General features: G+C 72.1%; 25 protein-coding genes and 1 pseudogene. 19 read left to right on the top strand and 7 right to left on the bottom strand.

Going from position 1 to position 24,936, the window contains the following annotated elements; translation table 11 throughout:
- Positions 1-34 precede the first annotated feature (34 nt).
- Both AC27LF_RS42750 and AC27LF_RS42745 read right to left on the bottom strand, forming a co-directional pair.
- Positions 35-1,135 carry a zinc-binding dehydrogenase gene (locus tag AC27LF_RS42750; protein ID WP_479661882.1) on the bottom strand — a complete coding sequence of 367 codons (1,101 nt, stop codon included), beginning with the start codon at positions 1,133-1,135 and terminating at the stop codon, positions 35-37.
- Positions 1,135-1,440 carry a hypothetical protein gene (locus AC27LF_RS42745; RefSeq protein ID WP_479661881.1) on the bottom strand — a complete coding sequence of 102 codons (306 nt, stop codon included), beginning with the start codon at positions 1,438-1,440 and terminating at the stop codon, positions 1,135-1,137. The genes AC27LF_RS42750 and AC27LF_RS42745 overlap by 1 nt, the downstream gene beginning before the upstream one ends.
- A 245-nt stretch (positions 1,441-1,685) precedes the next feature.
- On the opposite strand from AC27LF_RS42745, the gene AC27LF_RS42740 reads away from it, so the two are divergent.
- The 6 genes from AC27LF_RS42740 to AC27LF_RS42715 all read left to right on the top strand — a co-directional run bounded on the left by AC27LF_RS42740 (position 1,686) and on the right by AC27LF_RS42715 (position 7,808).
- Entirely contained in the window at positions 1,686-2,384 is a 699-nt protein-coding gene (locus tag AC27LF_RS42740; RefSeq protein ID WP_479661880.1) for a TMEM175 family protein, read from the top strand.
- A gap of 455 nt (positions 2,385-2,839) precedes the next feature.
- On the top strand, positions 2,840-3,559 hold the full coding sequence (locus AC27LF_RS42735) for a GntR family transcriptional regulator (protein ID WP_479661879.1): 720 nt from the start codon (positions 2,840-2,842) through the stop codon (positions 3,557-3,559).
- On the top strand, positions 3,556-4,548 hold the full coding sequence (locus AC27LF_RS42730; RefSeq protein ID WP_479661878.1) for an ADP-ribosylglycohydrolase family protein: 993 nt from the start codon (positions 3,556-3,558) through the stop codon (positions 4,546-4,548). The genes AC27LF_RS42735 and AC27LF_RS42730 overlap by 4 nt, the downstream gene beginning before the upstream one ends.
- Before the next feature lie 144 nt (positions 4,549-4,692).
- On the top strand, positions 4,693-6,171 hold the full coding sequence (locus AC27LF_RS42725) for a purine-cytosine permease family protein (protein WP_479661877.1): 1,479 nt from the start codon (positions 4,693-4,695) through the stop codon (positions 6,169-6,171).
- Positions 6,168-7,136, top strand: a complete 969-nt coding sequence (locus AC27LF_RS42720) for a PfkB family carbohydrate kinase (protein ID WP_479661876.1) — start codon at positions 6,168-6,170, stop codon at positions 7,134-7,136. The genes AC27LF_RS42725 and AC27LF_RS42720 overlap by 4 nt, the downstream gene beginning before the upstream one ends.
- Before the next feature lie 366 nt (positions 7,137-7,502).
- Entirely contained in the window at positions 7,503-7,808 is a 306-nt protein-coding gene (locus tag AC27LF_RS42715; RefSeq protein WP_351731817.1) for an Rv3488 family transcriptional regulator, read from the top strand.
- Between the two features lie 14 nt (positions 7,809-7,822).
- On the opposite strand, the gene AC27LF_RS42710 is transcribed toward AC27LF_RS42715, so the two are convergent.
- The gene (locus AC27LF_RS42710) at positions 7,823-9,100 is read right to left on the bottom strand and encodes an APC family permease (RefSeq protein ID WP_479661875.1); all 1,278 of its coding nucleotides are present in this window, start codon (positions 9,098-9,100) and stop codon (positions 7,823-7,825) included.
- Between the two features lie 222 nt (positions 9,101-9,322).
- Here AC27LF_RS42710 and AC27LF_RS42705 point away from each other — a divergent pair, with 222 nt between their 5' ends.
- The 9 genes from AC27LF_RS42705 to AC27LF_RS42665 all read left to right on the top strand — a co-directional run bounded on the left by AC27LF_RS42705 (position 9,323) and on the right by AC27LF_RS42665 (position 18,542).
- Positions 9,323-10,393, top strand: a complete 1,071-nt coding sequence (locus tag AC27LF_RS42705) for a glycoside hydrolase family 43 protein (RefSeq protein WP_479661874.1) — start codon at positions 9,323-9,325, stop codon at positions 10,391-10,393.
- A gap of 27 nt (positions 10,394-10,420) precedes the next feature.
- Complete coding sequence (locus tag AC27LF_RS42700) at positions 10,421-11,422, top strand: aldo/keto reductase (protein ID WP_479661873.1); 1,002 nt, start codon at positions 10,421-10,423, stop codon at positions 11,420-11,422.
- An 85-nt stretch (positions 11,423-11,507) separates the two neighbouring features.
- Complete coding sequence (locus tag AC27LF_RS42695) at positions 11,508-12,110, top strand: DinB family protein (protein ID WP_479661872.1); 603 nt, start codon at positions 11,508-11,510, stop codon at positions 12,108-12,110.
- Between the two features lie 296 nt (positions 12,111-12,406).
- Positions 12,407-13,597, top strand: a complete 1,191-nt coding sequence (locus AC27LF_RS42690) for a hypothetical protein (RefSeq protein ID WP_479661871.1) — start codon at positions 12,407-12,409, stop codon at positions 13,595-13,597.
- Positions 13,598-13,689: 92 nt separating this feature from the next.
- Positions 13,690-15,198 carry a sensor histidine kinase gene (locus AC27LF_RS42685; protein ID WP_479664612.1) on the top strand — a complete coding sequence of 503 codons (1,509 nt, stop codon included), beginning with the start codon at positions 13,690-13,692 and terminating at the stop codon, positions 15,196-15,198.
- A gap of 4 nt (positions 15,199-15,202) precedes the next feature.
- Complete coding sequence (locus AC27LF_RS42680) at positions 15,203-15,856, top strand: response regulator (RefSeq protein WP_479661869.1); 654 nt, start codon at positions 15,203-15,205, stop codon at positions 15,854-15,856.
- Between the two features lie 93 nt (positions 15,857-15,949).
- Positions 15,950-16,414, top strand: a complete 465-nt coding sequence (locus AC27LF_RS42675) for a GNAT family N-acetyltransferase (protein ID WP_479661868.1) — start codon at positions 15,950-15,952, stop codon at positions 16,412-16,414.
- Positions 16,415-16,652: 238 nt separating this feature from the next.
- The gene (locus AC27LF_RS42670) at positions 16,653-17,447 is read left to right on the top strand and encodes a helix-turn-helix domain-containing protein (protein ID WP_479661867.1); all 795 of its coding nucleotides are present in this window, start codon (positions 16,653-16,655) and stop codon (positions 17,445-17,447) included.
- 66 nt (positions 17,448-17,513) lie between these two features.
- On the top strand, positions 17,514-18,542 hold the full coding sequence (locus tag AC27LF_RS42665) for a helix-turn-helix domain-containing protein (RefSeq protein WP_479661866.1): 1,029 nt from the start codon (positions 17,514-17,516) through the stop codon (positions 18,540-18,542).
- Positions 18,543-18,573: 31 nt separating this feature from the next.
- On the opposite strand, the gene AC27LF_RS42660 is transcribed toward AC27LF_RS42665, so the two are convergent.
- Positions 18,574-19,101, bottom strand: a complete 528-nt coding sequence (locus AC27LF_RS42660) for a GNAT family N-acetyltransferase (protein WP_479661892.1) — start codon at positions 19,099-19,101, stop codon at positions 18,574-18,576.
- A gap of 105 nt (positions 19,102-19,206) precedes the next feature.
- On the opposite strand from AC27LF_RS42660, the gene AC27LF_RS42655 reads away from it, so the two are divergent.
- Complete coding sequence (locus AC27LF_RS42655) at positions 19,207-19,758, top strand: DinB family protein (protein ID WP_479661891.1); 552 nt, start codon at positions 19,207-19,209, stop codon at positions 19,756-19,758.
- 272 nt (positions 19,759-20,030) lie between these two features.
- On the opposite strand, the gene AC27LF_RS42650 is transcribed toward AC27LF_RS42655, so the two are convergent.
- On the bottom strand, positions 20,031-20,900 hold the full coding sequence (locus AC27LF_RS42650; RefSeq protein ID WP_479661865.1) for an SDR family NAD(P)-dependent oxidoreductase: 870 nt from the start codon (positions 20,898-20,900) through the stop codon (positions 20,031-20,033).
- 61 nt (positions 20,901-20,961) lie between these two features.
- Between AC27LF_RS42650 and AC27LF_RS42645 the strand changes: the two genes are divergently transcribed.
- The 3 genes from AC27LF_RS42645 to AC27LF_RS42635 all read left to right on the top strand — a co-directional run bounded on the left by AC27LF_RS42645 (position 20,962) and on the right by AC27LF_RS42635 (position 23,780).
- The gene (locus tag AC27LF_RS42645; RefSeq protein ID WP_479661864.1) at positions 20,962-21,417 is read left to right on the top strand and encodes a MarR family winged helix-turn-helix transcriptional regulator; all 456 of its coding nucleotides are present in this window, start codon (positions 20,962-20,964) and stop codon (positions 21,415-21,417) included.
- A gap of 928 nt (positions 21,418-22,345) precedes the next feature.
- Positions 22,346-23,317 (top strand): AraC-like ligand-binding domain-containing protein, encoded by a 972-nt coding sequence (locus tag AC27LF_RS42640; RefSeq protein ID WP_479664611.1) that lies wholly within the window; start codon positions 22,346-22,348, stop codon positions 23,315-23,317.
- 139 nt (positions 23,318-23,456) lie between these two features.
- On the top strand, positions 23,457-23,780 hold the full coding sequence (locus tag AC27LF_RS42635) for a hypothetical protein (protein WP_479661862.1): 324 nt from the start codon (positions 23,457-23,459) through the stop codon (positions 23,778-23,780).
- A gap of 99 nt (positions 23,781-23,879) precedes the next feature.
- Here AC27LF_RS42635 and AC27LF_RS42630 read toward each other — a convergent pair whose 3' ends face one another.
- Together AC27LF_RS42630 and AC27LF_RS42625 are read right to left on the bottom strand one after the other, a co-directional pair.
- The gene (locus AC27LF_RS42630; RefSeq protein ID WP_479664610.1) at positions 23,880-24,191 is read right to left on the bottom strand and encodes a hypothetical protein; all 312 of its coding nucleotides are present in this window, start codon (positions 24,189-24,191) and stop codon (positions 23,880-23,882) included.
- Positions 24,188-24,936, bottom strand: a pseudogene (locus tag AC27LF_RS42625) (hypothetical protein); the annotation flags it as partial. The pseudogene AC27LF_RS42625 and the gene AC27LF_RS42630, both read right to left, overlap by 4 nt.

The following is a 24,936-nucleotide window of genomic DNA, read 5'->3' as shown; positions in this document are numbered from 1 at the left end:
ATGCGGGGGAGCGGGGGAGGGCGCCGGACGGCGGTCAGGGTACGAGGATCGTCCGCAGACCGGTGGCGGACCTGAGGTCGTCGAAGGCGGTAGCGGCCTCGCTGAGCGGGCGTCGCGCGCCGATCAGTTCGTCCAGCGGCAGCCGGCCGGCGAGATGGAGCCGGGCCAGCTTCGGGATGTCGATCTCCCCGACGCTGGAGCCGTAGTTGCAGCCGAGAATGCGCTTGCCCTGGTCGGCGAGGTCGAAGAGGTTGAACGAGCCGGTGGCGTCGGTGGCGGCCATGCCGACCAGGACGGCCGCGCCGCCGGCGGCGAGCATCCCGGGAAGCGTCTCCACGACCTCGGGGCTGCCGATGGCCTCGAAGGCGTAGTCCACCCCGCCCAGTTCACGCCGGCACCAGGCGGCGACGTCCTCGCGCGCCCCGTCGAGGGTGTGGGTGGCGCCGAACCGCTCGGCGACGGCGAGGCGTTCGGGGGAGAGGTCCACGGCGACGACGGGGTCGGCGCCGACCAGACGCAGACCCATCACCACGCAGAGGCCGACCCCGCCGGTGCCGATGACGACCGCGGACTCGCCGGGGCGCACGCCTGCGGTGTTGACGACCGCGCCGACGCCGGTGGTGACGGAACAGCCGAGCAGCGCGCCGACATCGAACGGCAGCTCCCGGGGAACCCTCACGGCGGCCGACTCGGGGACGACCAGACGGTCCGTGAACGCGCCGAGACCGAGGTAGGGCCAGATCTCCTCGCCGTCGGCGCCGGTGAACGGGGTGGTCCCGTCCGGGAGGGTGTTGGCGACGGCCTTGGTGCCGGTGCACAGCCATGCCTGGCCCGCCGCGCACCGGCGGCAGCGGCGGCACGGCGCGAACCAGGACAGCACCACATGGTCGCCGGGCCGCACGGAGGCGACGCCGGGGCCGGTGCCCGTGACCACGCCCGCCGCCTCGTGCCCGAGGACCAGCGGACGGTCCGCCGGCCAGTCGCCGGCGACGACATGCAGGTCGGAGTGGCAGACACCCGCGGCACGTACCTCGATCTCGACCTCGCCGGGGCCTGCGGGCCGCCGGGAGACCTCGCGGATGTGCAGTCCGTGTTCGGGGTCGAAGACGACGGCGGGGGAGAGTGGGGACGGCATCAGGACGTCTTCACCTCTTGGGAGTCCGGGCTCGGCACGGCTTCGGCGAGCTTGGTGTGGGGTCGGGCGGCCAGGACATAGCCGAGGCCGAGCAGGAAGAGGACCGAGAAGACCAGGACCACGGCCCAGACCTGGATCCAGCTGCCGCCGACGGGGGCGAGTTCGGTGCGCGGCCAGGCGATGTTGACCGCCTCGAACAGCAGCCACAGCACCGCGAGGACGTTGACGACGAGGCCGGTGCGGCCGAGCCTGACCTGTCCCGCGCCCGGATTCCAGCGGCCGGTCAGCCGCGCGACGAGCGCCACGACGGCGACGGCGAGGAAGATGAAGTAGAAGCCGCCGGAGCCGAACGCGACTCGCGCCCGCCTGAACAGCGCGGCTCACCGCGGGCCAGGCATGTGTCCGCCCGGCCGTGTCGCCTGGGCTGGTGGCCGCCGGGGTGGGGTGGCGGGTTCGCAGGGCCGGGTCGGGCATGCTGGGCGTGACCGTACGCGGTGTGCCGTGCGGTCGCGTCGAAGGCCATGGCGTCTGAGGAGAAGGAGCCCCTTCCTTGCCCGCCCAACCCTCCGTGTCCCCTGCGCGGTTCTACCGTTCGGAGACGGCGCGCGCCGAGGCCTTCAGCGACGGCGTCCTCGCGATCGCGGCCACCATCCTGGTGCTCAGCCTGGTCACCCCTCGGCACCGGGCCGGGGGCCTCGGGCACGCGCTCCTGCGGCAGTGGCCCGCCTATCTGGGCTATGTGGCGTCCTTCAGCTACATCGCGGTGATCTGGCTCAACCACCACCAGGCCTTCGTACGGATCCGCGTGATGGACCGGGGCCTGCACGCGGCGAACCTCTTCGTGCTGTTCATGACGGCGGCGCTCGCGTTTCCCACCGAGGTGGTCGCCGACGCGGTGCAGAGCGATGTCTCGGGTGCGGACGCGAGGGTGGCCGTCGCGCTCTACGCGGGCGTCGCCGCGGCGCTGTGCCTGAGCTGGGTGACCCTGTACCGCCAGTTGCGCCACAGGCCGGAACTCCTGGAGAGCGCGGTCGAGCCCGCCTATGTGCGCCACGGCATCATCCGATCGGGGACGGGCGCGCTGGTCTACGGCGTCGTCGGCGTCCTCGGCGTCCTGATCACACCGCTGATCGCCCTCGTCGCGTTCGCTCTGCTGCCCGCGTTCTACTTCGTGACGAGCGAGGGACTGCCGGGCGGAGGCCGCGCCCCCTACGGCCCGCCGTCCGGCGGACAGCGGTTCAGAGGATGAGCACGAGCTGTCCGTCGACGCGTGTGTCCGACGCTCGGGCGGGCGGTGTCGTGCAGGGCCTGCCAGGCGGTCAGGGAGGCCGACGGCAGGGCTGCCGCCTGCACGAAGCCGACGGTGCCGGGACGGCTGAGCGCGCTGCCGGATGTGCCGCGCTGTGCCGTCGGTTGTCTGCGGCACCGTCATGGCTGGTCGTGCCCGCGCGGCGGAGCCGCATGTCAATACAGCCCCGCGCCCCGTCGACTTCGGGGCGCTGTCGAACCGTAAGAGACTCCCCCGGGCCTGCTGAGGACGGAGGTCTTCGGCATGCTGCCCCACTCGCACGGCGGCGGCGCCCGCGCGCAGTACGTCACGGCGCCCGCCGACGCCTTCGTCCGCTGACCGGACGATCGTGTCACCGAGGTACGTGTTTTCCGGCGGCTATGGACGGAGCGGGCTTGTTCCCTTACTGTCTAGACATGCCTGGACAGGTACACAAGCATCACCGCATCGCCCGCGTCCTCGCCGACGAGATCCGCGCCGGGGTCCACACCGACGGCAGCAGACTCCCGGGAGAGCACGCGCTCACCCAGCGCTTCGGCGTCAGCCGCACCACCCTGCGGCAGGCGCTTCAGGTCCTGGGGGAGGAAGGGCTCATCTCCACCCACGCCGGGATCGGCTCCTTCGTCACCTATGAGGGAACGCCGCTCGACAACCGCCTCGGCTGGACCCGGGCCCTCGCCGAGCAGGGCACCGAACTGACCACCGAGACCCTGCGCTTCGAGGAGGTGACCGACCCCGAACTGGCCGCCGAGCTGGGCCTCGCGTCGAGCGTGTTCATCGCCCTTGACCGGGTCAGACGGCTCGCCGACGGACGGGGCGTATCGCTCGAACACAGCAGGGTCCCGGCCACCGGGGAACTGGCCGGGCTGCCCGAACGCGGCCTCGACGGCGGCTCGCTCAACCGGGCGCTGATCGCCGCAGGCCGCATCACCGACTCCGGCGAGGGCGTGGTGGCGGTGCGCGGCCTGGACGCAGCGGAGGCGGCCGCACTGCACCGCTCACCCGGCGAGTCCTTCCTGCGGCTCGCCCAGGTGTACCGGGCCGCCGACGGCTCGGTGGTCGAGCAGGTCACCAGCCTGCTCGACCCCACCAGATTCGAACTGCACGTGAGCTCGGGCCGAGGAGGCCGACTGTGACCGACCGACTCGACCACGCCCTCGGCGCCTACTACGGACTCGCCCTCGGCGACGCCCTGGGCATGCCCACGCAGGTGATGTCCCGCGAGGAGATCGTCCGCGTCTACGGCACCCTCACCGGCTTCGAGCCCGCCCGCCCCGACAACCCGGTCAGCGCGGGCATGCCCGCCGGGTCCGTCACCGACGACACCGACCAGGCCGTCATCGTCGGCCGGCTGATCGACGAGGGCCGCGGCCGGATCGACCCGCTGCGCCTCGCGCACGAGTTGCTGGACTGGGAGAAGGAGATGAAGGCCAAGGGTTCCTTCGACCTCCTCGGCCCGTCCACCAAGGCCGCGCTGGACGCGGTGGCCCGTGGCGTCCCGACCCAGGAGGCGGGCAGGCACGGCACGACGAACGGCGCCGCCATGCGGGTCACCCCCGTCGGGATCGCCTTCGCCGCCCGGCCCCTGGACACCTTCCTGGACCATGTCGTGGAATCCTGCCAGGTCACGCACGACACGAGCATCGGGATCGCGGGCGCGGCCGCCGTCGCCGCCGCCGTCAGCACGGGCGTCGACGGCGGCACGCTGGACGACGCCGTGACCGCCGCGGTGACCGCGGCCCGGGCCGGCGCGCGGCGCGGGCACTGGATCGCCGGGGCCGACATCGCGTCCCGGATCGACTGGGCGTGGCACCTGGTGCGGGACCTTCCGCAGGCCGAGGCCCTGGACCGGATCGTCGCGCTCGTCGGCACCAGCGTCGCAAGCCAGGAATCGGTGCCCGCAGCGTTCGCGGTGCTCGCCGTGGCCGACGGCGATCCCTGGCGCGCCGCCCTGCTCGCCGCCAACCTCGGCGGCGACAGTGACACCATCGGTGCGATCGCCGGTGCGGTCGCCGGATCGGTCGCCGGGCTCTCGGGGCTGCCCGCAGCGGCCGTCGAGACACTGCGTACCGTCAATTCCCTCGACCTGGAACCGCTGACCGCCCGGCTGCTCGCACTCCGCTGAGCCGTCCGCACACCCGGAGCCCGGCGGGGCCCCGCGCCCCCGCCGCTCCCCCTTCCACCCCCTTTTTCCCCGCCCCCTTTTTCCCCGCCCCTTTTTTTCCGTTCGTTCCACCCGCCCTTCCGCATCCAGCAAGGAGGTTCCGTCATGGCCGTTTCGAAGACGAACGATCGCGTCGGTGCCATCGAGACCCGAGGGATCGAACCGGTCCCCGACAACGAGCGGCGCGGCCAGGCCGGCCAGATGTTCTGGACCTGGTTCGCCGCCAACATCAGCATCCTCGGGCTCCCGCTCGGTGCGACCCTCGTCGCCTTCCGGGGCCTGAACATCTGGCAGGCGGCACTCGTCGCCGTCATCGGTTCCTTCGGCTCGTTCGCGCTGGTGGGAGCCCTGAGCCTGGCGGGCAAGAAGGGCGGCGCGCCCGCGCTCACCCTCTCCCGCGCGGTCTTCGGACAGCGGGGCAACGCGGGTCCGACCCTGATCACCTGGCTCAGCCGGGTCGGCTGGGAGACGATCACCACCACCACCGCGGCCTATGCGCTGCTGGCCATGCTGGACACCGCGTTCGGCGTCGGCCAGAACACCGTGCTCACCCTCGTCTGCCTGCTGGTCTTCATCAGCTGCACGCTGCTGATCAGCGGACTCGGCCATGCCACCATCATGTGGATCAACAAGTGGGCCACGATCGTGTTCGGCGTCCTCAACCTGGTCGTGATGGGTTTCCTCGTCGCCACCGTCGACTGGGCCAAGGTCCTCGACGCGCCCGCCGGACCGTCCAGCGGGGTGATCGCGGGGATCGGATTCATCGCCGCGGGCACCGGTATCGGCTGGGCCAACGCCGGGGCGGACTACGCCCGCTACCTGCCCCGCGAGATCCCGGGCCGCCGGCTGATCGGGGCCTCCGCGTTCGGCGCGGGCATCCCCCTCGTGCTGCTGATCTCGCTCGGCTCGCTGCTCTCGGCGGGCGACCCGGCGCTCGCCACCTCCTCCGACCCGGTCGCCGCGATCAACGCCATGCTGCCCTCCTGGATGGCGATCCCCTATCTCGTCGCGGCCTTCGGCGGGCTGCTGATGTCGAACCACCTGTCCACCTACTCCGCCGGGCTGACGATGATCACCCTGGGGCTGCGGGTGCCGCGGGCCGCCGCCGTCGCCCTCGACGTGGTGCTGATGTTCGCCGGCGGCATCTACCTCATGCTGATCGCCGACGACTTCTACGGGCCCTTCTCGACGTTCCTGACCCTGCTGGCCGTGCCCATCTCGGCGTGGATCGGGGTGGTCGCGGTGGACTCGATACGCGGGCGCACCTACGACTCCGAGGCGCTGATGGACACCACCCGCACCAGCCGGTACTGGTACTCGGGCGGGTTCCGGCTGCCCGCCGTCATCGGCTGGGCCGCCGCCATCGTGGCCGGCCTGCTGTTCACCAAGGCCGCGACGAGCGCGAGCGACGTCTGGTTCGCGGGACCGCTCTCCAGCACCTGGTTCGGCGTGAACGGCCTCGGCTGGGCGATCTCCATGGTCGTCGGCGCCGTGGTGTACGCGCTGTTCGGCCGCCCCACCGGCGCCGGTGCGGGCAGCGCGCACGGCTCCGCTTCCCCGGCCCTTCAGGAGGCGGGACGATGAACGGCCGTCTCGTCCTCGCCGGAAACGTCATCGCCGATCTGGTGATCGAGATCCCCGCACTGCCCGAACGCGGCGGCGACGTCATCGGCACCCGCACCGAGACGACCGCGGGCGGAGGTTTCAACACCCTGGTCGCGGCCCGGCGCCTCGGCACCGAAGCGGTCTTCGCCGGGCTGCACGGAACGGGGCCGTACGGCGATCTCGTCCGCGCCGCGCTCGCCGCCGAACGCGTCGAAACGCTGCTGCCCATCCGCACGGACGGCGACACCGGCTTCACCGTGGCCCTGATCGACGGCGGTGGCGAACGTACCTTCGTCACCAGCTTCGGGGTCGAGGCCACGCTGACGCAGACGGACATCGACACGGTCACCGCCCGGCTGCGCCCCGGTGATCTGGTGCAGCTGTCCGGCTACGGGCTGGTGCTGCCGGGCAACGGCCCGCTGCTGTCCGGCTTCACGGCCGGGCTCCCGGCGGACATCACCGTCTGCTTCGACCCGGCGCCCCTGGTCGCCGACATCCCCGAGGCCGTGCTCGCGCCGGTCCTCGCCCGCACCGACTGGCTCAGCGCCAACGCCCGCGAGGCCCGCCTGATGTCCGGGCAGGATGATCCGCGCACCGCGGCGGCGGCCCTGCGGGAGCGGCTGGCCCCGGGCGCCGGCGTCCTCGTACGGGCCGACAAGGACGGCTGCTGGCTGGCCGCGCCCGGCCAGGCGCCGACCCATGTGCCGGGGTTCCCGGCCGAAGCGGTGGACAGCAACGGCGCGGGTGACGCCCATGTCGGTTCGTTCCTGGCCCTGCTCGGCCAGGGCCACGACCCGCTGACGGCCGCCCGCGGCGCCAACGCGGCGGCGGCCTACGCGGTGGGCCGCCGCGGCCCCGCCACCGCGCCGGACCGGGCGGCGCTCACGGGGTTCCTGGGCCAGGACCCCCTCGCCAAGCGGCTGTTCGGCACCGAAGGCCACTGAGCCGCGGCCCCGGGCCGGGTCCTTGCCTGCTGACCTCCTGGCACGCTCGGCAGCCTGGACGACGGCGCGGGCGTGTGCGTCGTAGGACCGCCCCTGCCCGTCGCCCACGTCCCGCAGCCGGGAGGCTGCGGCGGCTCGTGCGACGCCTCCTGCCTCCGCTCGACGTGCGGAGCCGAAGCCTTCGAGCATGGCTCCGGCCGTGTTCAGGGCCGAAGGCCACCGAGCCATGGCGCCGGCCGCCGCCCCTCCCTCGTTCCCCCGCGCGGTGTGCCCCGACGGGCCCTGGCGGCCCGCGGCGGCGGCGTAGGATCGGGAACCGATATCGGTTTCGTCACTGCCGGTCGGGCGGCGTGGAGGTGGGAACGGGTGCGGGAGTTCCAGCGGGGCGCGGTGCGGTTGCACATCCTGCACCACGCGGCCGAGGAGGAGATCCACGGCGCGTGGATGACCGAGGAACTGGCCCGGCACGGTTACGGGATCAGCCCGGGCACGCTGTATCCCACGCTGCACCGGCTGGAGGCCGACGGGCTGCTCACCTCCGAGCAGCGCGTGGTCGACGGCCGTGCCAGGCGGGTCTACCGGGCGACGGAGGCCGGGAAGCGGGCACTGGACGCGGACCGGCGGGCGCTGCGCGAACTGGCCCGCGAAGTCCTCGGCGACGACGCCCCCTAGGGCCGCGGCCGGGCTCAGCCGGCCGACCGGCCGGTGAGCGTGCGGCGGATGCCGTAGGCCGCGGCTCCGACGGCCAGGACCGCGGCTCCCGGGACCACCGAGCCGAGGGGCAGGGCGAACGCGAGGACGAGGCACCCGGCCAGGCCGACGACGGGGATGATCCGCGCCGGGCGGCCCTCTTGCGGGGTGAGGGTCCAGGCGGAGGCGTTGGCGACGGCGTAGTACACCAGCACGCCGAACGAGGAGAACCCGATCGCCCCCCGCACGTCCGCCACCGCCGCGAGGACGGCCACCACGGCGCCCACCAGCAGCTCCGCCCGGTGCGGCACCTTGAACCGGGGGTGGACGGCGGACAGTACATGCGGCAGATGCCGGTCCCGGGCCATGGCAAGCGTGGTGCGCGAGACACCGAGGACGAGCGCGAGCAGCGAGCCGAGCGCCGCCACCGCCGCGCCCACCCGGACCACCGGCGCCAGCCAGTCGACGCCCGCGGCCCGCACCGCCTCCGACAGCGGCGCGGCGGCCCCGGCCAGACGGCTCGGGCCGAGCACCGTCAGGACGGAGACGGCCACGAGGGCGTAGACGACCAGGGTGATGCCCAGTGCGAGCGGGATGGCGCGGGGTATGGTCCGTGCCGGGTCCCGCACCTCCTCGCCCAGCGTGGCGATCCGCGCATAGCCGGCGAAGGCGAAGAACAGCAGGCCACCTGCCTGGAGCACCCCGCCGAAGGACGCGTCGCCGCCCAGGTTCAGCCGGGTGGTGTCCGCGACATGGGAGGTGAGGGAGGCGACCACGACCGCGGCGAGCACCGCCAGCACGATGGCGACGATCACCCGGGTCAGCCACGCCGACTTCTGCACTCCCGCGTAGTCCACCGCGGTCAGCGCCACCACCGCCGCCACCGCGACGGCGTGCGCCTGTCCGGGCCACACATACGCGCCGACGGTCAGCGCCATCGCCGCACACGAGGCGGTCTTGCCGACGACGAAGGCCCACCCGGCCAGATAACCCCAGAACGCGCCCAGCCGCTCCCGCCCGTAGACATAGGTGCCGCCCGAGGCCGGATACCGTGCGGCCAGCCGCGCCGAGGAGGTCGCGTTGCAGTACGCCACCACGGCCGCCGCGGCCAGCCCCAGCAGCAGGCCCGAACTCGCCGCGTGCGCGGCCGGGGCGAGCGCGGCGAAGACGCCGGCGCCGATCATCGACCCCAGGCCGATCAGCACCGCGTCCGGCACTCCCAGCCGCCGCTCCAGCTCGTCCGGCACCACGGCCGCCGTCGAAGCCCTGCCCATGGCCCACTCCCTCACCGCGGTGCATTTACGGTTCCCGATATCGGATGACGATATAGGAGCGGCACCGAGTGGTTCCAGGGGCCCCGTCAGCGGCCCCGGCCGATGCCCTCGACCGGCAGGCGCGCGCATGCTTGACATGAGCAGAACTAGTCAGGATCCTGCCGGAGTGGCTTTCATCGATGTAAAGGCCCGTTCCGCGGAGCCCGACCAAGGAGCGTGACCATGAGGATTCTCCGAGGTCTGCACGGCGCCGTCGGCTTCACCCTGACCGCGCTCCTGCTGGCCGCGCTCACGCTGACCTCCGGCGGCCCGGCCCGCGCGGGACAGACGACGCTGCGGGCCGCGGACCCGAGCGTGATCCGGGTCGGGGGCACCTACATCTCCGTGCAGTCGACCGGCGGGGGCATCTCGGTCCGGCAGGCGGCCTCGACGGACGCACTCGCGGCCGCGCCCGCCCGGCAGGTCTGGTCCGACACCCGCGGCCGTGGTGAGGTGTGGGCCCCGGAACTGGTACGGGACGGTGGCCGCTACTACATCTACTTCACGGCCGGCGTCGGAGCGAACCACCGCATGTTCGTGATCAGCTCCGCCTCGGCGGACAGCGGGTACACCGCCGAGACACAGCTCGCCCTGCCGGACGACAAGTGGGCGATCGACGGAACCCTGTTCACCTTCTCCGGACAGCGCTGGTTCGTCTGGTCGGGATGGGCCGGTGACACGAACGTCGAGCAGAACCTGTACATCGCCCGGATGAGCAGCCCGACCACGCCGACCGGGGCGCGGTACATCATCTCGCAGCCGCGGGAGAGCTGGGAACGGGTGGTCGGCAACCCCTTCATCAACGAGGGACCGGAGGCCATCAAGGACCCGAACGGCCAACTGCACATCGTGTACTCGGCCAACGGCAGCTGGAGCGACCAGTACTGCCTGGCCGACCTGAGGCTGCGGCCCGGCGGCGACCCGACGTACGTATGGGACTGGTACAAGTCGAACGGCTGCCTGTTCGGCTCCAACGCCGCGACGATGATGCGGGGCTGGGACCCCACCCTGTACGTCAACGGTCCGGGGCACCACAGCTTCGTCCTGCTCGACGGCGACATCGCCACCAGCCCGCCCGCAGGACCCAGGTTCCCCCTGATGTTCCACGCGGTGCCGAAGGGAACGCCGTACTCCTGGTCGAACCGCTACTGGTACACGGGCACCTTCTGCTGGTGGGGCGGGGTCACCTACAGCCGCGCCAACGTCCCCGGCCCGAACACCGACACCGGCTGGGGCCTGAAGTTCTTCGAGTGACCCCGGCCGGCCTCGCGAAGGAGCGGCATGCGCGCGGACGACCCGGTTGCGCTCGGGCGGACCGGACTGACGGTCAGCAGGCTCGGCCTCGGGCTCGCCTCCATCGGGGGACTCTTCCGGCCCGTGCCGCGGCAGCAGGCCCTGAAGACCGTCCGGCGCGCCCGCGCACTCGGCATACGGCTCTTCGACACCGCGCCCGTCTACGGGTACGGGCTGTCCGAGAAACGTACCGGCGCCGCCCTGCGCGACGAGCCGAGAGACGCCTATGTGCTGTGCACCAAGGTGGGGCGGCTCATCGAACCGGGAGGGCCGGACACCCAGCCGATCTGGGCCGACCCGCCCCCTGGCCTCGGAGCACGCCTCGACTACTCCCGTGCCGGCGTCGTCCGGTCGCTTGCGGAGAGCCTTGACCGTCTGGGCCTGGACAGCGTCGACGTGCTGCACATCCACGACCCCGAGCAGGACTTCTCCCGCTCCGTCGGCGACGCCTACCGCGCGCTCGACGACCTGCGCAGCGCCGGTGTCGTCCGTGCCGTCTCACTCGGGGTGAACCACGCCGACGTCGCCGTGCGCTTTCTGCGTGAGGTCCCCGAGCCCGGCCCGGACTGCGTGATGCCGGCCGGACGGTGGAACCTTCTCGACCAGTCCGCGCTCACGGAGTTGCTGCCGCTGTGCCAGGAGCGCGGCGTGGCGGTCCTGGCCGCCGGAGTCCTGCAGTCGGGACTGCTCGCGGACCCCCGTCCGGGCGCGCCGCACGGATACGAGCGGGTCCCGCCCGCGGCGGCCGCCCGGGTGCGGACGGTCCATGAGGTGTGCGCACGCCATGGCGTCCCGCCGGTCGCCGTCGCGCTGCAGTTCCCCTTCGGCCACCCCGCCGTGACGGCCGTCGTCGTAGGAGCCCGCTCACCGCGGGAGATCGAGGAGTCGGCCACCCTGCTCGCCCGCCCCCTCCCCGACCGGCTGTGGTCGGACCTGCGAGACGCCGCCGTACTCCCACCCACCTGGCACCCACCCGCCCCCTCGCCATGAGGGGGCGTCGCTCGGTGCCGGAGCCGCGACCACCGGAACCCGCGTACCGATGGCAATGTCAGTGCCGGGTGGAAGACTCCCCGGTATGACCGAACCGAACCCGAAAGCGGACCTCCGCCGGTATCTGCAAGAAGGGCGTGACGCCCTGATGTGGAAGCTCGACGGACTCTCGGAGTACGACGTCCGCCGCCCGCTGACTCCCACGGGCACCAACCTGCTGGGACTGGTCAAACACGTCGCCGGCGTGGAGCTGGGGTACTTCGGCGACACGTTCGGGCGGCCGTTCTTCGACGGGGAGGAACGGCCGCCCTGGTGGTACACGGAGGACGCGGCACCCAACGCGGACATGTGGGCCACGGCGGACGAGTCCCGTGAGGACATCGTCGGGCTGTATCAGCGGGCGTGGGAACACTCCGACACCACGATCGCGACGCTGGACCTCGACGCGATCGGTCATGTCCCGTGGTGGCCCGAGGACAGACGGGAGGTGACGCTGCACCACATCCTGGTGCGCGTGATCTCCGACACCCAGCGGCATGCCGGGCATGCCGACATCGTGCGCGAGCAGATCGACGGGAGCATCGGGCACTTGAAGGGCAACGACAGCCTGCCGGCGGGGGACCGGGCGTGGTGGGAGGGGCATCGGCGTCGACTGGAGCGGGTGGCACGGGGGTTCGAAGGCGGCTGATCCTTTCCCGCGGTCGCTCCAATGTCTCAGGCTGCCAGGACGCCCGGCGCTCCACATCGGTCCGCAGCTTCCACACGATGCGCAGGGGTGCGTGGATCACGACGTCGGACTCGTAGCGCCCTCAGACTGAACGGCGTGTGCGGGAGCGCGGCCGATCGGATCGGGAGACTGGCCGGTCGGCCGATGCGGTGCCGCAGCGGCTGCGCCTAGCGTTCATCTGGTCAGGCCACCGCGCTTTGAGGGGAACGTAGATGGGTCAGCGAGCGACGACCGGTGCACATGCCGACGGTACGGCCATGGCCGGGGCGACCACGGAGTTCGAACAGGACGTCATGGACCTGCTCGTGGAGACAGTGCGCCGTGCGGTCAGGCGCGAGGTGCCGGTGGTGGGGACGGACACCCTGCTGGGGGAGCTGGTGTCGGGGGACACGGACGCCAGTGCGGCGATCGCCCCGGGGATGCGGAAGGCCGGCTCGCTCAGCGGTCTGATCTCCGGCCGGGCGGGCCTCGGCTGGGTGAGCGACGACGAGGCGGGTGGCCCGCCGGCCCCGGCCGGCCCCGACGAGGAAGCCGCTCGGGAAACCGATGAGCGGGAGGTCGAGTTCGCCTGGCGCGAGGCGTGGTGGCGCGTCGGCCTCGCGTCCGGCCGGTCCGCCCCGGACAGCGGCCGGGCGCAGCCGGCGATGACCGGGGCGCTGCGCGGGTGCCTGCTGCTCGCGCTCGGATCGGCCCGCGCCGAGGGCACGATCTCGGTCCGCTGCCGCCATGTGGCCCGCGCCCTCCTGACGCTCCCGGACACCAGGGCACGGGAGGCCCTGCTGCTCCAGCGGCTGGACACGGCCGCCGCGGCACGCGCGCTCGACCGGGTGGACGAGGCGGAGACCGAGGGGGTGGAATCGCGCGGTGTCACGCTGCTGCGGCGGGCCGGAACGCTGGGCAGGAGCGGTAACCGCCTCAGCCGCGCGTTCGCTTCCTGGACCTCCCAGAGCACGGTCAACGGCTCACCCGTTCTGTTCGCGGTGTCCGTCGAGGCGATACGGCAGGCGGTACGGTGCGGGCGTGCCGCGGCGGAGCCGGTGGACCTGCTGCTCGGGATGGTGGCCCTGGACCGTGCCCTGTCCGTCGCGGGGCACTCGCTGCCCGCGAGCTTGGCGGACGTCAACTCGGCCGCTGACCTGATGCGCCGGCACGGCGCACGGCAGGACTCCCTCGTCACATCGGCCGCGGCGCCCCGGCCCCAGTCCGTTTCCGACGGCGACGGTGTGCGGTTGTCGGCCGCCGCAGACCGGATGATGGCGGTGGCGCGGTTGTCGGCCGCCGAGCACGGTTCGCCCACGGTCGGCACGGTCCATCTGCTGGCCGCCCTGCTCGACGCGTCGGAGACGGACGCCGACGCGGCGGCGGACAGCGTCGTACGGCTGCTGACCGCCGAGCGGGTGGACGTGGACGCGGTGCGGTCAGAGCTGAGCCTCCGGCTCGGCGCATGACCCCCAGGGCCCGCCGTGCGGCCACCGCCGCCGCGGCTACCGTTGTCCCCGGGCTGGTCCGCGGCGGCGGAGCGGGAACGATGAGGAGTCAGGTGCGCGCAGGAACAAGACCGTTGCGGCTGTCCGAACGGCTCGGGCGCACGGTGGCCGGTGGGCCGCGGCGGCTGCGCCGTGCGGCGGCCGAGACCTGGGCCGCGCTGCGTGCCGCCCCGCCGCGTACGGTCGTCGTGGAGAGCCTGCTCTCCGCCCTGGCGGCGGCCTTCGGCCTGGTGCCGCTGCTGCTGGCGCCCCCGGACCGGCTGGTGTGGGCGGTGCTGGAAGGGGTGTGGGCGGCGCTGCTCGTGCCGGTTCGGCGCGCCCGCCCGGTCATCGCGGTCCTGGGGTCCGCCCCGCTGGTCGCGGGCGACAACGTGTGGACGCTGGCGGTGGCGCCGCTGGTCGTGCTGGCCGCCACCCGTCATCTCGCGCCGCCGCGGCGCGCCTGGCAGGTGGTCGGGGCTGCGTGCGCCGTCGTCGGGGTCCTGACCGTCGCCCGTGGCCTGGCCCGGCCCGAAGCACTGCCCCTGGCCCTGGCCGGCAACGCGGTCTCCGCGGTGCTGCTCCTGCTGCTGCCCGCCCTGGCCGGGACCCTGCTGGGGCGGCGCCGGCTGCTGGTCAACCTGCTCCGGGAACGCAACGCCTATCTGGAACAGGCCCGCACGCTGACCGCCGTGGCCGCCAGGACGGAGGAACGCAACCGGATCGCGGGCGAGATGCACGACCTCCTGGGTCACCGGCTGAGCCTGATATCGGTGCACGCCGGGGCGCTCGAACTCGCCGTCGCACGGAAGGCACCCGCCCTGGCCGAACAGGCCGAGCTGCTGCGTACGACCGCCGGTACGGCGATGGAGGAACTGCGGGACATCCTCGACGTCCTGCGGCACGAGGACCTGCCGGACCCGGCGGACGGCACCGGGGACGAGAGGGGGACACGTGACGACATCACCGCCCTGGTGAAGGAATCCCAGCGGACGGGCGGCACCGTCGAACTGGACTGGTCCGTTCCCGACGCGGTCGAGGTGGGGCCCCGTACCCGTCAGGCGATCCACCGCGTGGTCCGCGAAGGGCTGACGAACGTGCTGAAACACGCCTCCGGCGCGCCCACCCGGGTGGCGGTGAAGGGCGGGGACACCTGGATCGAGGTGTCCGTCACCAACGAGGCACCGCACGCGGCGGGCCCCTCCCGCGGAGGCAACCGCAGCGGTCTGGCCGGCTGCCAGGAGCGGATCTCGTTGCTCGGCGGCACGTTCGAGGCGGGCGCCCTGGCCGACGGGGGCTTTTGCATGGCGGCCTGGCTGCCCGCCCACGGGAACGCGTCCCCGGACACCGCCGCGCGCACCCGGGCCCTGCCCGCGCCCCTTGCGAACACCGCGCGCTCGCGCGCCGAAGGCGACGCACCCGAGCAGTCCGACGGCAACGAACGGAAAGGGGCGCGCGCCCCACTGCCGGACGAGATCCTGACCTGGCCGCGCGTCCTCGGGTCGGGCTGTGTGGCGCTGCTCGTGGTCCTGCCGACGGTCGCCTTCCTCGTCATCCTGCTCGCGGAAGCGGCCCTAAGATGAGCTGATGATCCGAGTCCTGATCGCCGACGACGAGGCGCTGATGCGCGCGGGAATCCGGCTGATCCTGGAGAACGCCGAGGATGTCGAGGTGGTCGCCGAGGCCGGTGACGGCCGGGAGGCCGCCGCGGCGTGCCGCACCCAGGACATCGACGTCGCCCTGCTCGACATCCAGATGCCGAACACGGACGGGATCGCCGCCGCCGAGGAGATCGCCCGGCTCTCACCCCACACCCGTGTGGTGATGCTGACGGCGTTCGGCGAGGAAGCGAGTGTGATGCGCGCCCTGCGGGCCGGGGCCGGCGGTTTCCTCCTGAAGGACACCGGCCCCGCCGAGCTGATACGCGCCGTGCAACTCGCCGCGAAGGGCGAACCCGTACTGTCGCCCCGGATCACCCGGCGGATGATGGAACGGCATGTGCGCACCGGCCGGGAGACCGAGGCCGCACTGCGCAGGACCGAGGAGCTGACCCCGGCCGAACGGGACGTCCTGCGGCTGCTCGGCACCGGTCTGTCCAACGCGGAGATCGCCGATCAGCTGTATCTGAGCGCCGGCACGGTCAAGGCGCACATCAGCCGGATCCTCACCCGCACGGGCTGCGCCAACCGCGTACAGGCGGCCGTCCTCGCTCATGACGCGGGGCTGCTCGACGGCCGCTGACGCCGCTGATCCGGCACCGGCGCGGCCCCCGATCCGCCGGCTTTCCGCCTCAACCGGCGTACCGACGCCGGGCGTTCGGGGAACATCGGGGGCATGGACACCGTTGCATTGCGCCCGGCGCAGCCGGCCGACGACGAGTTCTGCTTCCAACTCCACAAGGCGGCCATGGGCAGTGTCGTCACCGCGATATGGGGCTGGAACGAGCAGGACCAACGCGCCCACCACGCCCGTGTCTTCGATCCGAGCCGATGGCAGATCGTCACCGTCGACGGAGCGGACGCGGGCATTCTGGTCGTCGAGCACCACGACGTCGAGGTCTATCTCGGGCGGATCGAACTCCATCCCCGCTACCAGGGACTCGGCATCGGCGCCCGGCTCCTGAGGTCCGTCATCGAGACGGCGGCGCGGCGGGGGCAGGACCTGGTGCTCGACGTGCTCGCGGCCAACGTGCGCGCCCACGCCTTCTACCTGCGAGAAGGGTTCCAGGAAGTCACCCGGCACGGCGATGGGAACCACAAGATCCGCATGCGCTACTCCCCTCAGCCGGCCCACGGCTGACGGCCCGTCGCCCCGCGGGCAGCGCGGGCGCCGTCCAGGTCCCCGTCCCAGGTGGTGCCGCCCGGTACGCGGCCGATGGCGCGAACCGGTCGTGTCGGACCGCGTGTCGATGGGTAGGCACGGCGTGCGGTACGTCGCGGGCGCGGGGACGAAGGAAACGCCCGACGGTTGCCGGGGCCCTGAGCGGCAGGGACGGGAAACGGAGCGGCGGCCGGACGGATGCAGGGGGCGTCATGTCATGCGGTGGAAGATGCTGCCGGGATCGCTGGACCCGGCCGGGCGTCAACTCGTGGTGCGGCTCAGGTGGCTGAAGGACCGCAGCGGACTGAGCCTCGTATCGCTCCAGGCGAAGACGCCGTTCAGCGCTTCGTCCTGGGAGCGGTACCTCAACGGCAGGGCGGTGCCGCCACCGACGGCCGTGGCCGCGCTCGCGACGCTCGCCGGAGTGGACGCGGCGCCGCTGCTGGCCTTGCGCGAAGCGGCGGAACGCTCCGGGGGCGCGGCGGCGCGGGCCCGGCTCACACCGGCACCGGCCCCGCGGCGAACGACCGCCGACGCGGCCGAGGCAACGGCCCCCGGGACGGACGACGCCGGGATACGGGACGCGGCGCCGGTCCCCGGGACGGGCGGCGCGCGGATACGGGGCGCGGCGCTCCTGGCCGTCGCCGGCGCGCTGCTCCTGTCCGCCGGGGTCTCGGTGTGGCTGATCCGGGCGCCGGGGGGCTCCGGCGCCCCGGACGGCAAGGGGAGCCAGGTCGGGGCGTACACATGTGCCTACAGCCGGCACGGTGACCTCATGTTCGCCGGGAACAGCACCACCGTCTCCCGCCTGGTCGCGTTGAACACCACGGGCCCCGACGCCGCCGAGGTGCAATGCCTCCTGCTGCGCCACCGGCTCTCCCCGGGCGATGTGGACGGGTACTTCGGCGACCGCACCGCGGCACAGGTCAGACGGCTCCAACAGGAGGATCACGTGCCCGCGGACGGCATCGTCGGCGAGCAGACCTGGACCTTGCTGCGCCACGTGGAGTGACGGCGGCCGGCAGAGAGGAGCGTGCGCTCGGTGAGGCGTCCACGCAAGGCGGCGAGGACCGGTCGGATGGGGCGTTGGCGCGATCTGCCGCCCGAACTGCCCCCGTCCTGCGCCGATTTGATCATTTGCCTGCGCGAGATCAAGGACCGCAGCGGGCTGAGCCTGGCGGAGCTGGCGGAGGCGACGGCGGTGAGCAGATCGTCGTGGGAGCGGTACCTCAACGGCAAGCAGTTCCCGCCCCGCCACGCCGTCGAGGCGCTGTGCCGGTCGGTGCCGGAACGGGCGGGCGAGGGACGGCTGCTGGCCCAGTGGGAGGTCGCGGAGGCGGTGTGGAGCAGGCGGGCACAGACCGCGCCGGCGGTTGCGCCGGGCCCCGCAGCACCGGCCGGAGCCGCCCGGAGCGACCAGGGGGGCCACCCGACCCACTCCGACCGGGACCCCACCTGTCCCGCCAAGAGCGGAGCCGACCGCACCTGCCCGGCCGCGCGCGACGCCGGTGCCGCCGCCCTGGGCCGCACCCCGGGCGGCGCGGGTGCCGCCGCCTCGGGCCGCACCCCGGCACGGACCGCGACGCGCCTGGCCCGCCTGGTGCGCGGCCCGCTGCTGGCCGCGTCCGCCGTGATCGAGGCCCGCCCCAGGACAACGGCGGTCGGGGTCCTCCTGCTGTGCGCCGCGATGCTGGTGCCCGCCGCCCTCGTACGGGCCTCCCGCGGCGATTCCCGGCCCGCGGCGCTGCGGCCACCGGTGTGCAGGCTACGGTCCTGCGAGGGACGCGACCCCCGGACGACCGCGTGCGAGGACCCCACCACGGCGGCCACGCACACGGCGGCCGACGGCACCCGGCTGGAGATCCGGTTCAGCCCCGGCTGCCAGGCGGCGTGGATCCGGGCCTGGCCCGCACACCCCGGCTTCCGCGTCGAGATCACCGGGCCCGACGCGCACCCCCAGTCCACCGTGCGCGAGATCAGGCCGTCGAGCCCCCTGGCGGTCGCCACGACGATGATCGCCGCGGGCCGTCCGGCCCGGCTGCGCGCCTGCTACTACCCCGCCGCGGGCCGCCCGGGCCGCGAGTGCTTCCGGCCCGCGAGCCGATGAGCCGCGACCGCGGCGGGCGGCGGGCGGCGGGTCAGCCGCGGGGCGCTTCGGCGCTCCCCGTCGCGTAGATCCGGACCGGACGACCGCACGTGGGGTCCACCGACTCACGCTCCAGCCGCATCCCCAGCTTCGTCATGACGCGCTCGGACGCGCCGTTCCCCACTTGGGTGATGCCCACGATCCGCTCCAGTCCCCGGTCTTGGAACCCGAACCGCAGTACGGCGGCGGCGGCCTCGCTCGCAAACCCCTGGCCCCAGCAACGGCGCCCCAGACGCCACCCCACCTCGACCGCCGGCATCACCTCGGGCAGGAACTCGGGAACCGACAGACCGGTGAAGCCGGCCAGCTCACCGGTGGACCGGACCTCGACGGCGAACAGACCGAAACCATCGGCCTCCCACTGCCGCTCCATGGCCTCGATGCCGGCCAGGGTCTGGGCCCTGTCACGAGTCGACCCGTCACCGATCCAGCGCATCACGTCCGGATCGGCATTCACGGCGGCCAGCGGTTCAAGATCGTCATCGCGCCAGCGGCGCAGGATCAAACGGGCCGTCTCCATCCTGATCACCCGCGGATCCTATCCCCAACCCGGCGGGTCGGCGCGCGCCTCGATACCCGGTTGCCCGCCGGTCCGCCGCCCGGCATAGTCGGCACGGTGAGCGATATGCCCGAGCGGTGGAGCCAGGCCCGTGTGTACCCCGACATGTGGGCGGATCCGGACGAGGACCCCCGTAACCGTGACGGGGCCACCGCGGCCGGTGAGCTGGCCACGGTACAGGAGTTCCTGAGGGACTATCGGCTGACCCTGCGGATGAAGTGCGAGGGCCTGGACCCGGAGCAACTGGCGCGCCGCTCGGTGCCGCCGTCGACCATGTCCCTGCTGGGGCTGGTCCGTCATCTCGCCGAGGTGGAGCGGGACTGGCGCAACTGGATCGTGCCACAGGACCCGGCGCCGAAGCTGTACGGAGCGCGTGACGCCGACTTCGACGGTGCCGTCGCGGAGCAGGCCGTGGTCGAGGGCGCGTTCGCCGATCTCGCGCGCGAACAGGCGGCGACCGATGCGGCGCTGGCCGAGTTCCCGGATCTGGGCGCGCGGGTGGGCAAGGATGAAATCGCCGTCCGCGAGCTGTGGGTGCACCGGGTCGAGGAGTACGCCCGCCACTGCGGACACGCCGATCTGCTGCGCGAATGCGTGGACGGCCGGGTGGGGCAGTAGCACGGGGCGCGGCTCATCGGCCGGCGAACGCGACGACCGAGGTCAAGAACCGGCCCAGGTGGGACAGTTCGCCATCGGTGACACCGCGCGTGCTCCGCCCGTTCGACGCCGGTCACGATCCCCGTCACCGACCAGAAACGGTCGGCGTCCCTGTCCCCTTGCCACGACCCTCCGTGGACCAGGAGGAGCGTGGGGGGCGTGAGCGGATGTGACGGTGTGTCATGGCTCCTCCGGCCTGCGGCGGTTGGCCGCCACCGCGCATCCGCCCCACGTCACGGAGCTGCGAGGTCGGCGAGCAAGGCCATTGTCTCCGACCACAGTTCGCCCTGAACGCTCTCGTCACGGCCGGGCTCGGGACATTCCAGGGGCCTGGCGTCGCGTACGGAGAAGTAGCCGCCGCTCGCGTGCGCGAACGCCGGATCGGTCGCCAGCCGGACGATGATGCCGGCGCCCTTGCGCGGGTCACCCACCCCGAGGGTGTTCAAAGCGCGCCGCAGCAGGGCCGATCCGGGCAGGTCCCGCCCCAGGCCGGTGGCGTTGAAACCGGGGTCGCAGCAGTTCACCGTGACCTTCCCGGGATCCAGGCGCCGGGCGAGTTCCTGGGTCCACATGATGGTCATGAGCTTCGTCCGGCCGTACAGCGCCATGGACTCGCGCCGGGTGTAGGGGGCGGTGCTGCGCAGGTCCTGCCGCGGCGAGACGTACTTGGCCTGCCGGGCCGCCTCCGAGGCGACATTGACGACACGTGCCGGGCCGGACGCCGACAGGGTGTGCGTCAAAGCCCGCGTCAGCGCGAACGGGCCGAGGTAGTTGACCGCGGTCATCTCCGCCGTCCCCTCCGCCGTGACGCGCTGGGTGAACGCATGCAGGCCCGCATTGTTGACCAGCACATCGAGTCGTGGATAGCGCGCAGCGATCTCCTCGCCCGCCCGACGAGCCTCGGACGTGATCCCGAGGTCCGCGTGGAAGACGTCGGCCCGCGCCTCGCCGACGGTGCTCCTCAGCTCACCGAGCAGCCCCTCGGCCTTGGGCCGGGACCGTGCCACGACGCCGATGCGGTAGCCGCGGCGGGCCAGTTCCAGGGCGGTGATCCGGCCCAGTCCCGAGGTGGCGCCGGTGATCACTGCGACAGGGCGGTTCATCGAGTCGACTCCCTATTCGTGAGGTACCTCATGAATACCTTGTGGGACGATACCCGACACGATGAGCGAACACGAAGCGGAGCGCACCGGCTCCGACCCGGCCCGCGTGGGGCTGCATTTCCTCTCCGTCGCCTACCAGGTGCGCCAGGAGGTCGACCGGCACATGGCCGCCGCGGGACTTTCGCTGTCCCGTACCAAGATGCTCCGGCTGCTGGCCGAGCGCGGCACCCTGCACCAGGCCGAGCTGGCCGACGCCCTCGGTCAGGCGCCGCGTTCCGTCACCCAGGCACTTGAGGCACTGGAACGGCTCGGTCTCGTCATCCGGGCAGGCGATGACACGGACCGCCGCCGCAAGGCCGTGACGCTGACCGACCAGGGACGGGCCGCCCTCGCGGCGGGAGAGCAGGCGGGGGCGCGGCGCCTGCGACAGCTCTTCGGTTCCCTCGACGCCCGGCAACTGGCCGGTCTGGAGGCGTCGCTCACCGCCGTCGACGCGGCCGCCACCGCCACGGACTGAGACCGGCCCGTTCGCGGATCAGCGGCTTGCCGCACGGCGCCACGGCTGAGCGCTTCGACCACGGCCGGGTCCCGGGCCGGCCCGGTGACGGTGCGGAACGGCTCCCTGCACCGTGCGGCTGGGGGAACACTCACCGAGAGGTCTTCGTTGCCTGGGATCGCGGTGGCTGCGCGGGCCCCTGGTACTGGTGGGCTCGCGTATTCATCTGTCGCCAGTTCTCCGTGGAGCCCAGCCTGCCGGTGACCGTGTGTAGTCGTCGGGGGCGTATCGGCATCCAGGATGCCGGTGATCACCAGACCGGCTGATGGCAGAGATCAAGGCCGAGGCGGGGTCGCGCTGCTCGTCACCTGCCTTTGCGCACTTGGCGGGTGATCTGTTGGCCTTCGGCGGGGGTAAGGGGGCCGGTGCTGTCGGCGGGTGCGGTGCCGAGCGCGACGGCGAGGGCGCGGCCATGTAGGTCGACCGCCGATTCGCTCAGGTCGGTGAGCTCGGCAATTGCGGTCCGGGCTCGTGTGCATGCGCTGAGGCCTGTGACCAATGCGATCAGCAGAGCCGGCCACCACAGCGTCCCGAGTACGAGGTAGGGCAGCGCCCACGCCCCGGTGACGATGGTCGCGGCGAACTGACCGTTGGTCGCGCTAAGCCGTCGGCCTGAACTCGGTAGTCGCGGATCGCTGCCGCACCTCCGTTCCCTTCCCGGCTACGCCCGGATTTCGGCCGCGCCCATGCTCGAATTGGTCTAGGTGCGTGTTTCTGATCCCCGATGCTTCTTGATCTTGAGGCTTCATTGTTGCCAGGAGGTGCGTGGCGGCATACGTGACCGAAGTGCTGCTGGACTGCCTGTACCTCCCCATGCCACGTTCGAAGCCGCAGGGGAGCCGGCTACGGGGGGCTGGGAATGCTGGTGACGGAGTTGAGCACGGAGGTCGTGGCGGCGCCGGAGCGGTTCGCGCTGTTCGGGGAAATCACAGCAAGGTCGCACCTGCGCAATCGGCTGCGCAGTAACGACCGGGAGGACTTCCGTGCCAAGGTGCGTGTCTTGGACCTGGGGGAGTTACAGATGTCCGCGCTGTCCTTCCCGCATCTGGAGATCGCGCGGACAGCGAAGATGATCCGGCAGTCCGACCCCGAGGTGTACTTGATCAATTACCATTCCGGTGGGGAGGGGTCTTTTTCCCAGGCCGGGAGTGACACGGCGTTTCATGCGGGTGACCTCACGGTGCTGGACAGCAGCCGTCCCTTCGACGCGCACCGCCACACTCTTCAGGACAGCTGGTCGCAACTGATCGTGCAGCTTCCTCACAAGCTGCTGCCGCTGCCGGAGAAGACGGTGCAGCGCCTGCTCGCTGTCCCGATCAGCGGGCGCAGCGGCATGGGCGGAGTGTTCGCCCGCTGGCTGAGGGACCTCAACACGCACGCCGACGAGTTCACCCCGGCCGACATTCCCACTCTCGCCTCGGTCACCCAGGATCTTCTGGCGTCCACACTCGCCCGCTGCCTGGAGGCTGAGGCGGAGCTGAGCCCGGAGGCCCGCAGAAAGGCCCTGCGGGCCCGGATCAACGCGTTCGTCGAGCAACACCTCGCCGACCCGGACATGACCCCCCAGGCAATCGCGGACGCCCACCACATCTCCCTGCGCCATCTTCAGCAGCTGCTCGCCGAGGACGACACATCACCGGCAGCCTGGATACGCCACCGCCGCCTGGAACGCTGCTGCCTCGACCTGACCAACCCTCACCTGAATGCCCGCTCGGTCCAGGCCATCGCAGCCCGCTGGGGCTTCACCAACCCCACCCACTTCAGCCGCCTCTTCCGCGCCACCTACGGGATACCACCACGGGACTACAGGATCCTGCCGCCCGAGGCGTGCGCGAATCGTCAACTGCCCTGCGCGGAATGACAAGGCCGGCTGCCATCGCCCTCGGCATCCTGAATGACGAACGCCCCGCAGCAGCACATAGAGAGGAGCACGCATGAGATTCGGCATGGCGAGATCTGTGGGTGTCCTGGCCGGGACGGCCGTCCTCCTGGTTGGAGGCATGTCTCAGACCGCCTCGGCCGCGACCCTGACCGTCTACACCAACCCGACCCAGTACGGCCACGCGACCTACAACACGACGTCAGGCAAGCTCGTCGCATACGACGACCTGGCCGACAGCCGCAGGATCGTCGCGATCCTGCGGAACGACGCCGGAAACGAGCTTGCGTTCTCCGAGGACGCCAACGGCGCCAACAGCACGCCGGGAACCACCGACTACTACTTCGGCTCCACCGGCGAGGCAGTGACTCTCTACGTCTGCCGACAGAAGGGCACCGACGTCTATACCCGAGACGACTGCGACCACAACACCATCATCATCTGAGATCAGCGCTCAGACCACCGCCTTTTGCCGCGTGACGTGGCAGAAGGCGGTACACCCCGCTGAGCCGGTTTGGGGGGCGATACTGGTGGGCTCTCCTATTCAACTGTCGCTGGTTCCCCGAGGTACCCATCCTGCTGGTGACCTTCCGTGATCTTCGGCGGCGTATCGGCTCCAGGTTCCGCCGGTCTCATAGCGGAGGCGGCTGGTGGTCTTGTCGTGGTAGCCGAGAGCCTCCGCGACGACGGGTGCGGGAAGTTCAAGGAGTTGCTGCCGGATGGCGGCTCCGCGGGCGGCGGCGATCGGGATTCCGTCCCTGTTCAGGAGCGCGGAGAGGTGGTTGGGGCCGAGTGGCTGGCCGGTTCGGCGGCCGGGGAAGAGCCAGCGGGATGCCGGGTTGGTGGCGGTGTTCATGTTGCTGCGGTTCGTGATGTGTTCCAGCAGCAGGGTGGCGACCGGCGCAGGAACGGGTGAGGGGGCTCGCCGAGTCGTAGCAGCATGGTGTCGTCGTCGCGGATGACGTCATCAAGGGTGAGCCGGACCACGCGGCTCAGCGGTTGTGCATAGAGGAGAACGATGACTCCGGCGACGCGGAGTCGCATGGGTATCTCCGTGTCGGTCAGAAGCCTGCCCAGGGCGGCGAGGCGTTCGTCTTCGCTCAGTGCGGGCCGACGGGAGATCTTCATTGCGGGGATGGCCAGGGAACGTCGGCAGTGACGGCCCTGCATGGCCCAGTTGAGGAAGCCTCTCAGGCGGGTGCGGGCGTGCTCAGCGTGCTCGGCGAACCAGGCGTCGATGTCGACCTGGCCGCATGATGCGAGGGTGGTGTTTCGCCCGCCGAGCCATTGCAGGAAGGCGGTCGCGTACTTGATCTGTTCGCTGGCGAAGCGGCGGATGCTGGGTGTGATGTGGCTCCGCTCAGCGCGGGCCCGCAGCCTGGGGAGGACGTGCCAGGTCGCGAAGAGCCTGATCGTCTTGGCGTGCTCGGGATCGGCGATGTCGGCCAGGTGGCCGGGAAGCCAGCGCTGGAAGGAACAGATGTGCTTGTCGGCTGCGGGCAGGACTCCGCATGCCATGAGGAGTTCTTCGAGGTGAGAGGCGGCCCGCCAGGGCTGGAGTTTGTGGAATGCGTCGTGGGTCAGCGGAATCTCGCTCTGGC

Source organism: Streptomyces diversicolor (assembly GCF_057537855.1).
This window is presented reverse-complemented; position numbering and strand designations above follow the sequence as displayed.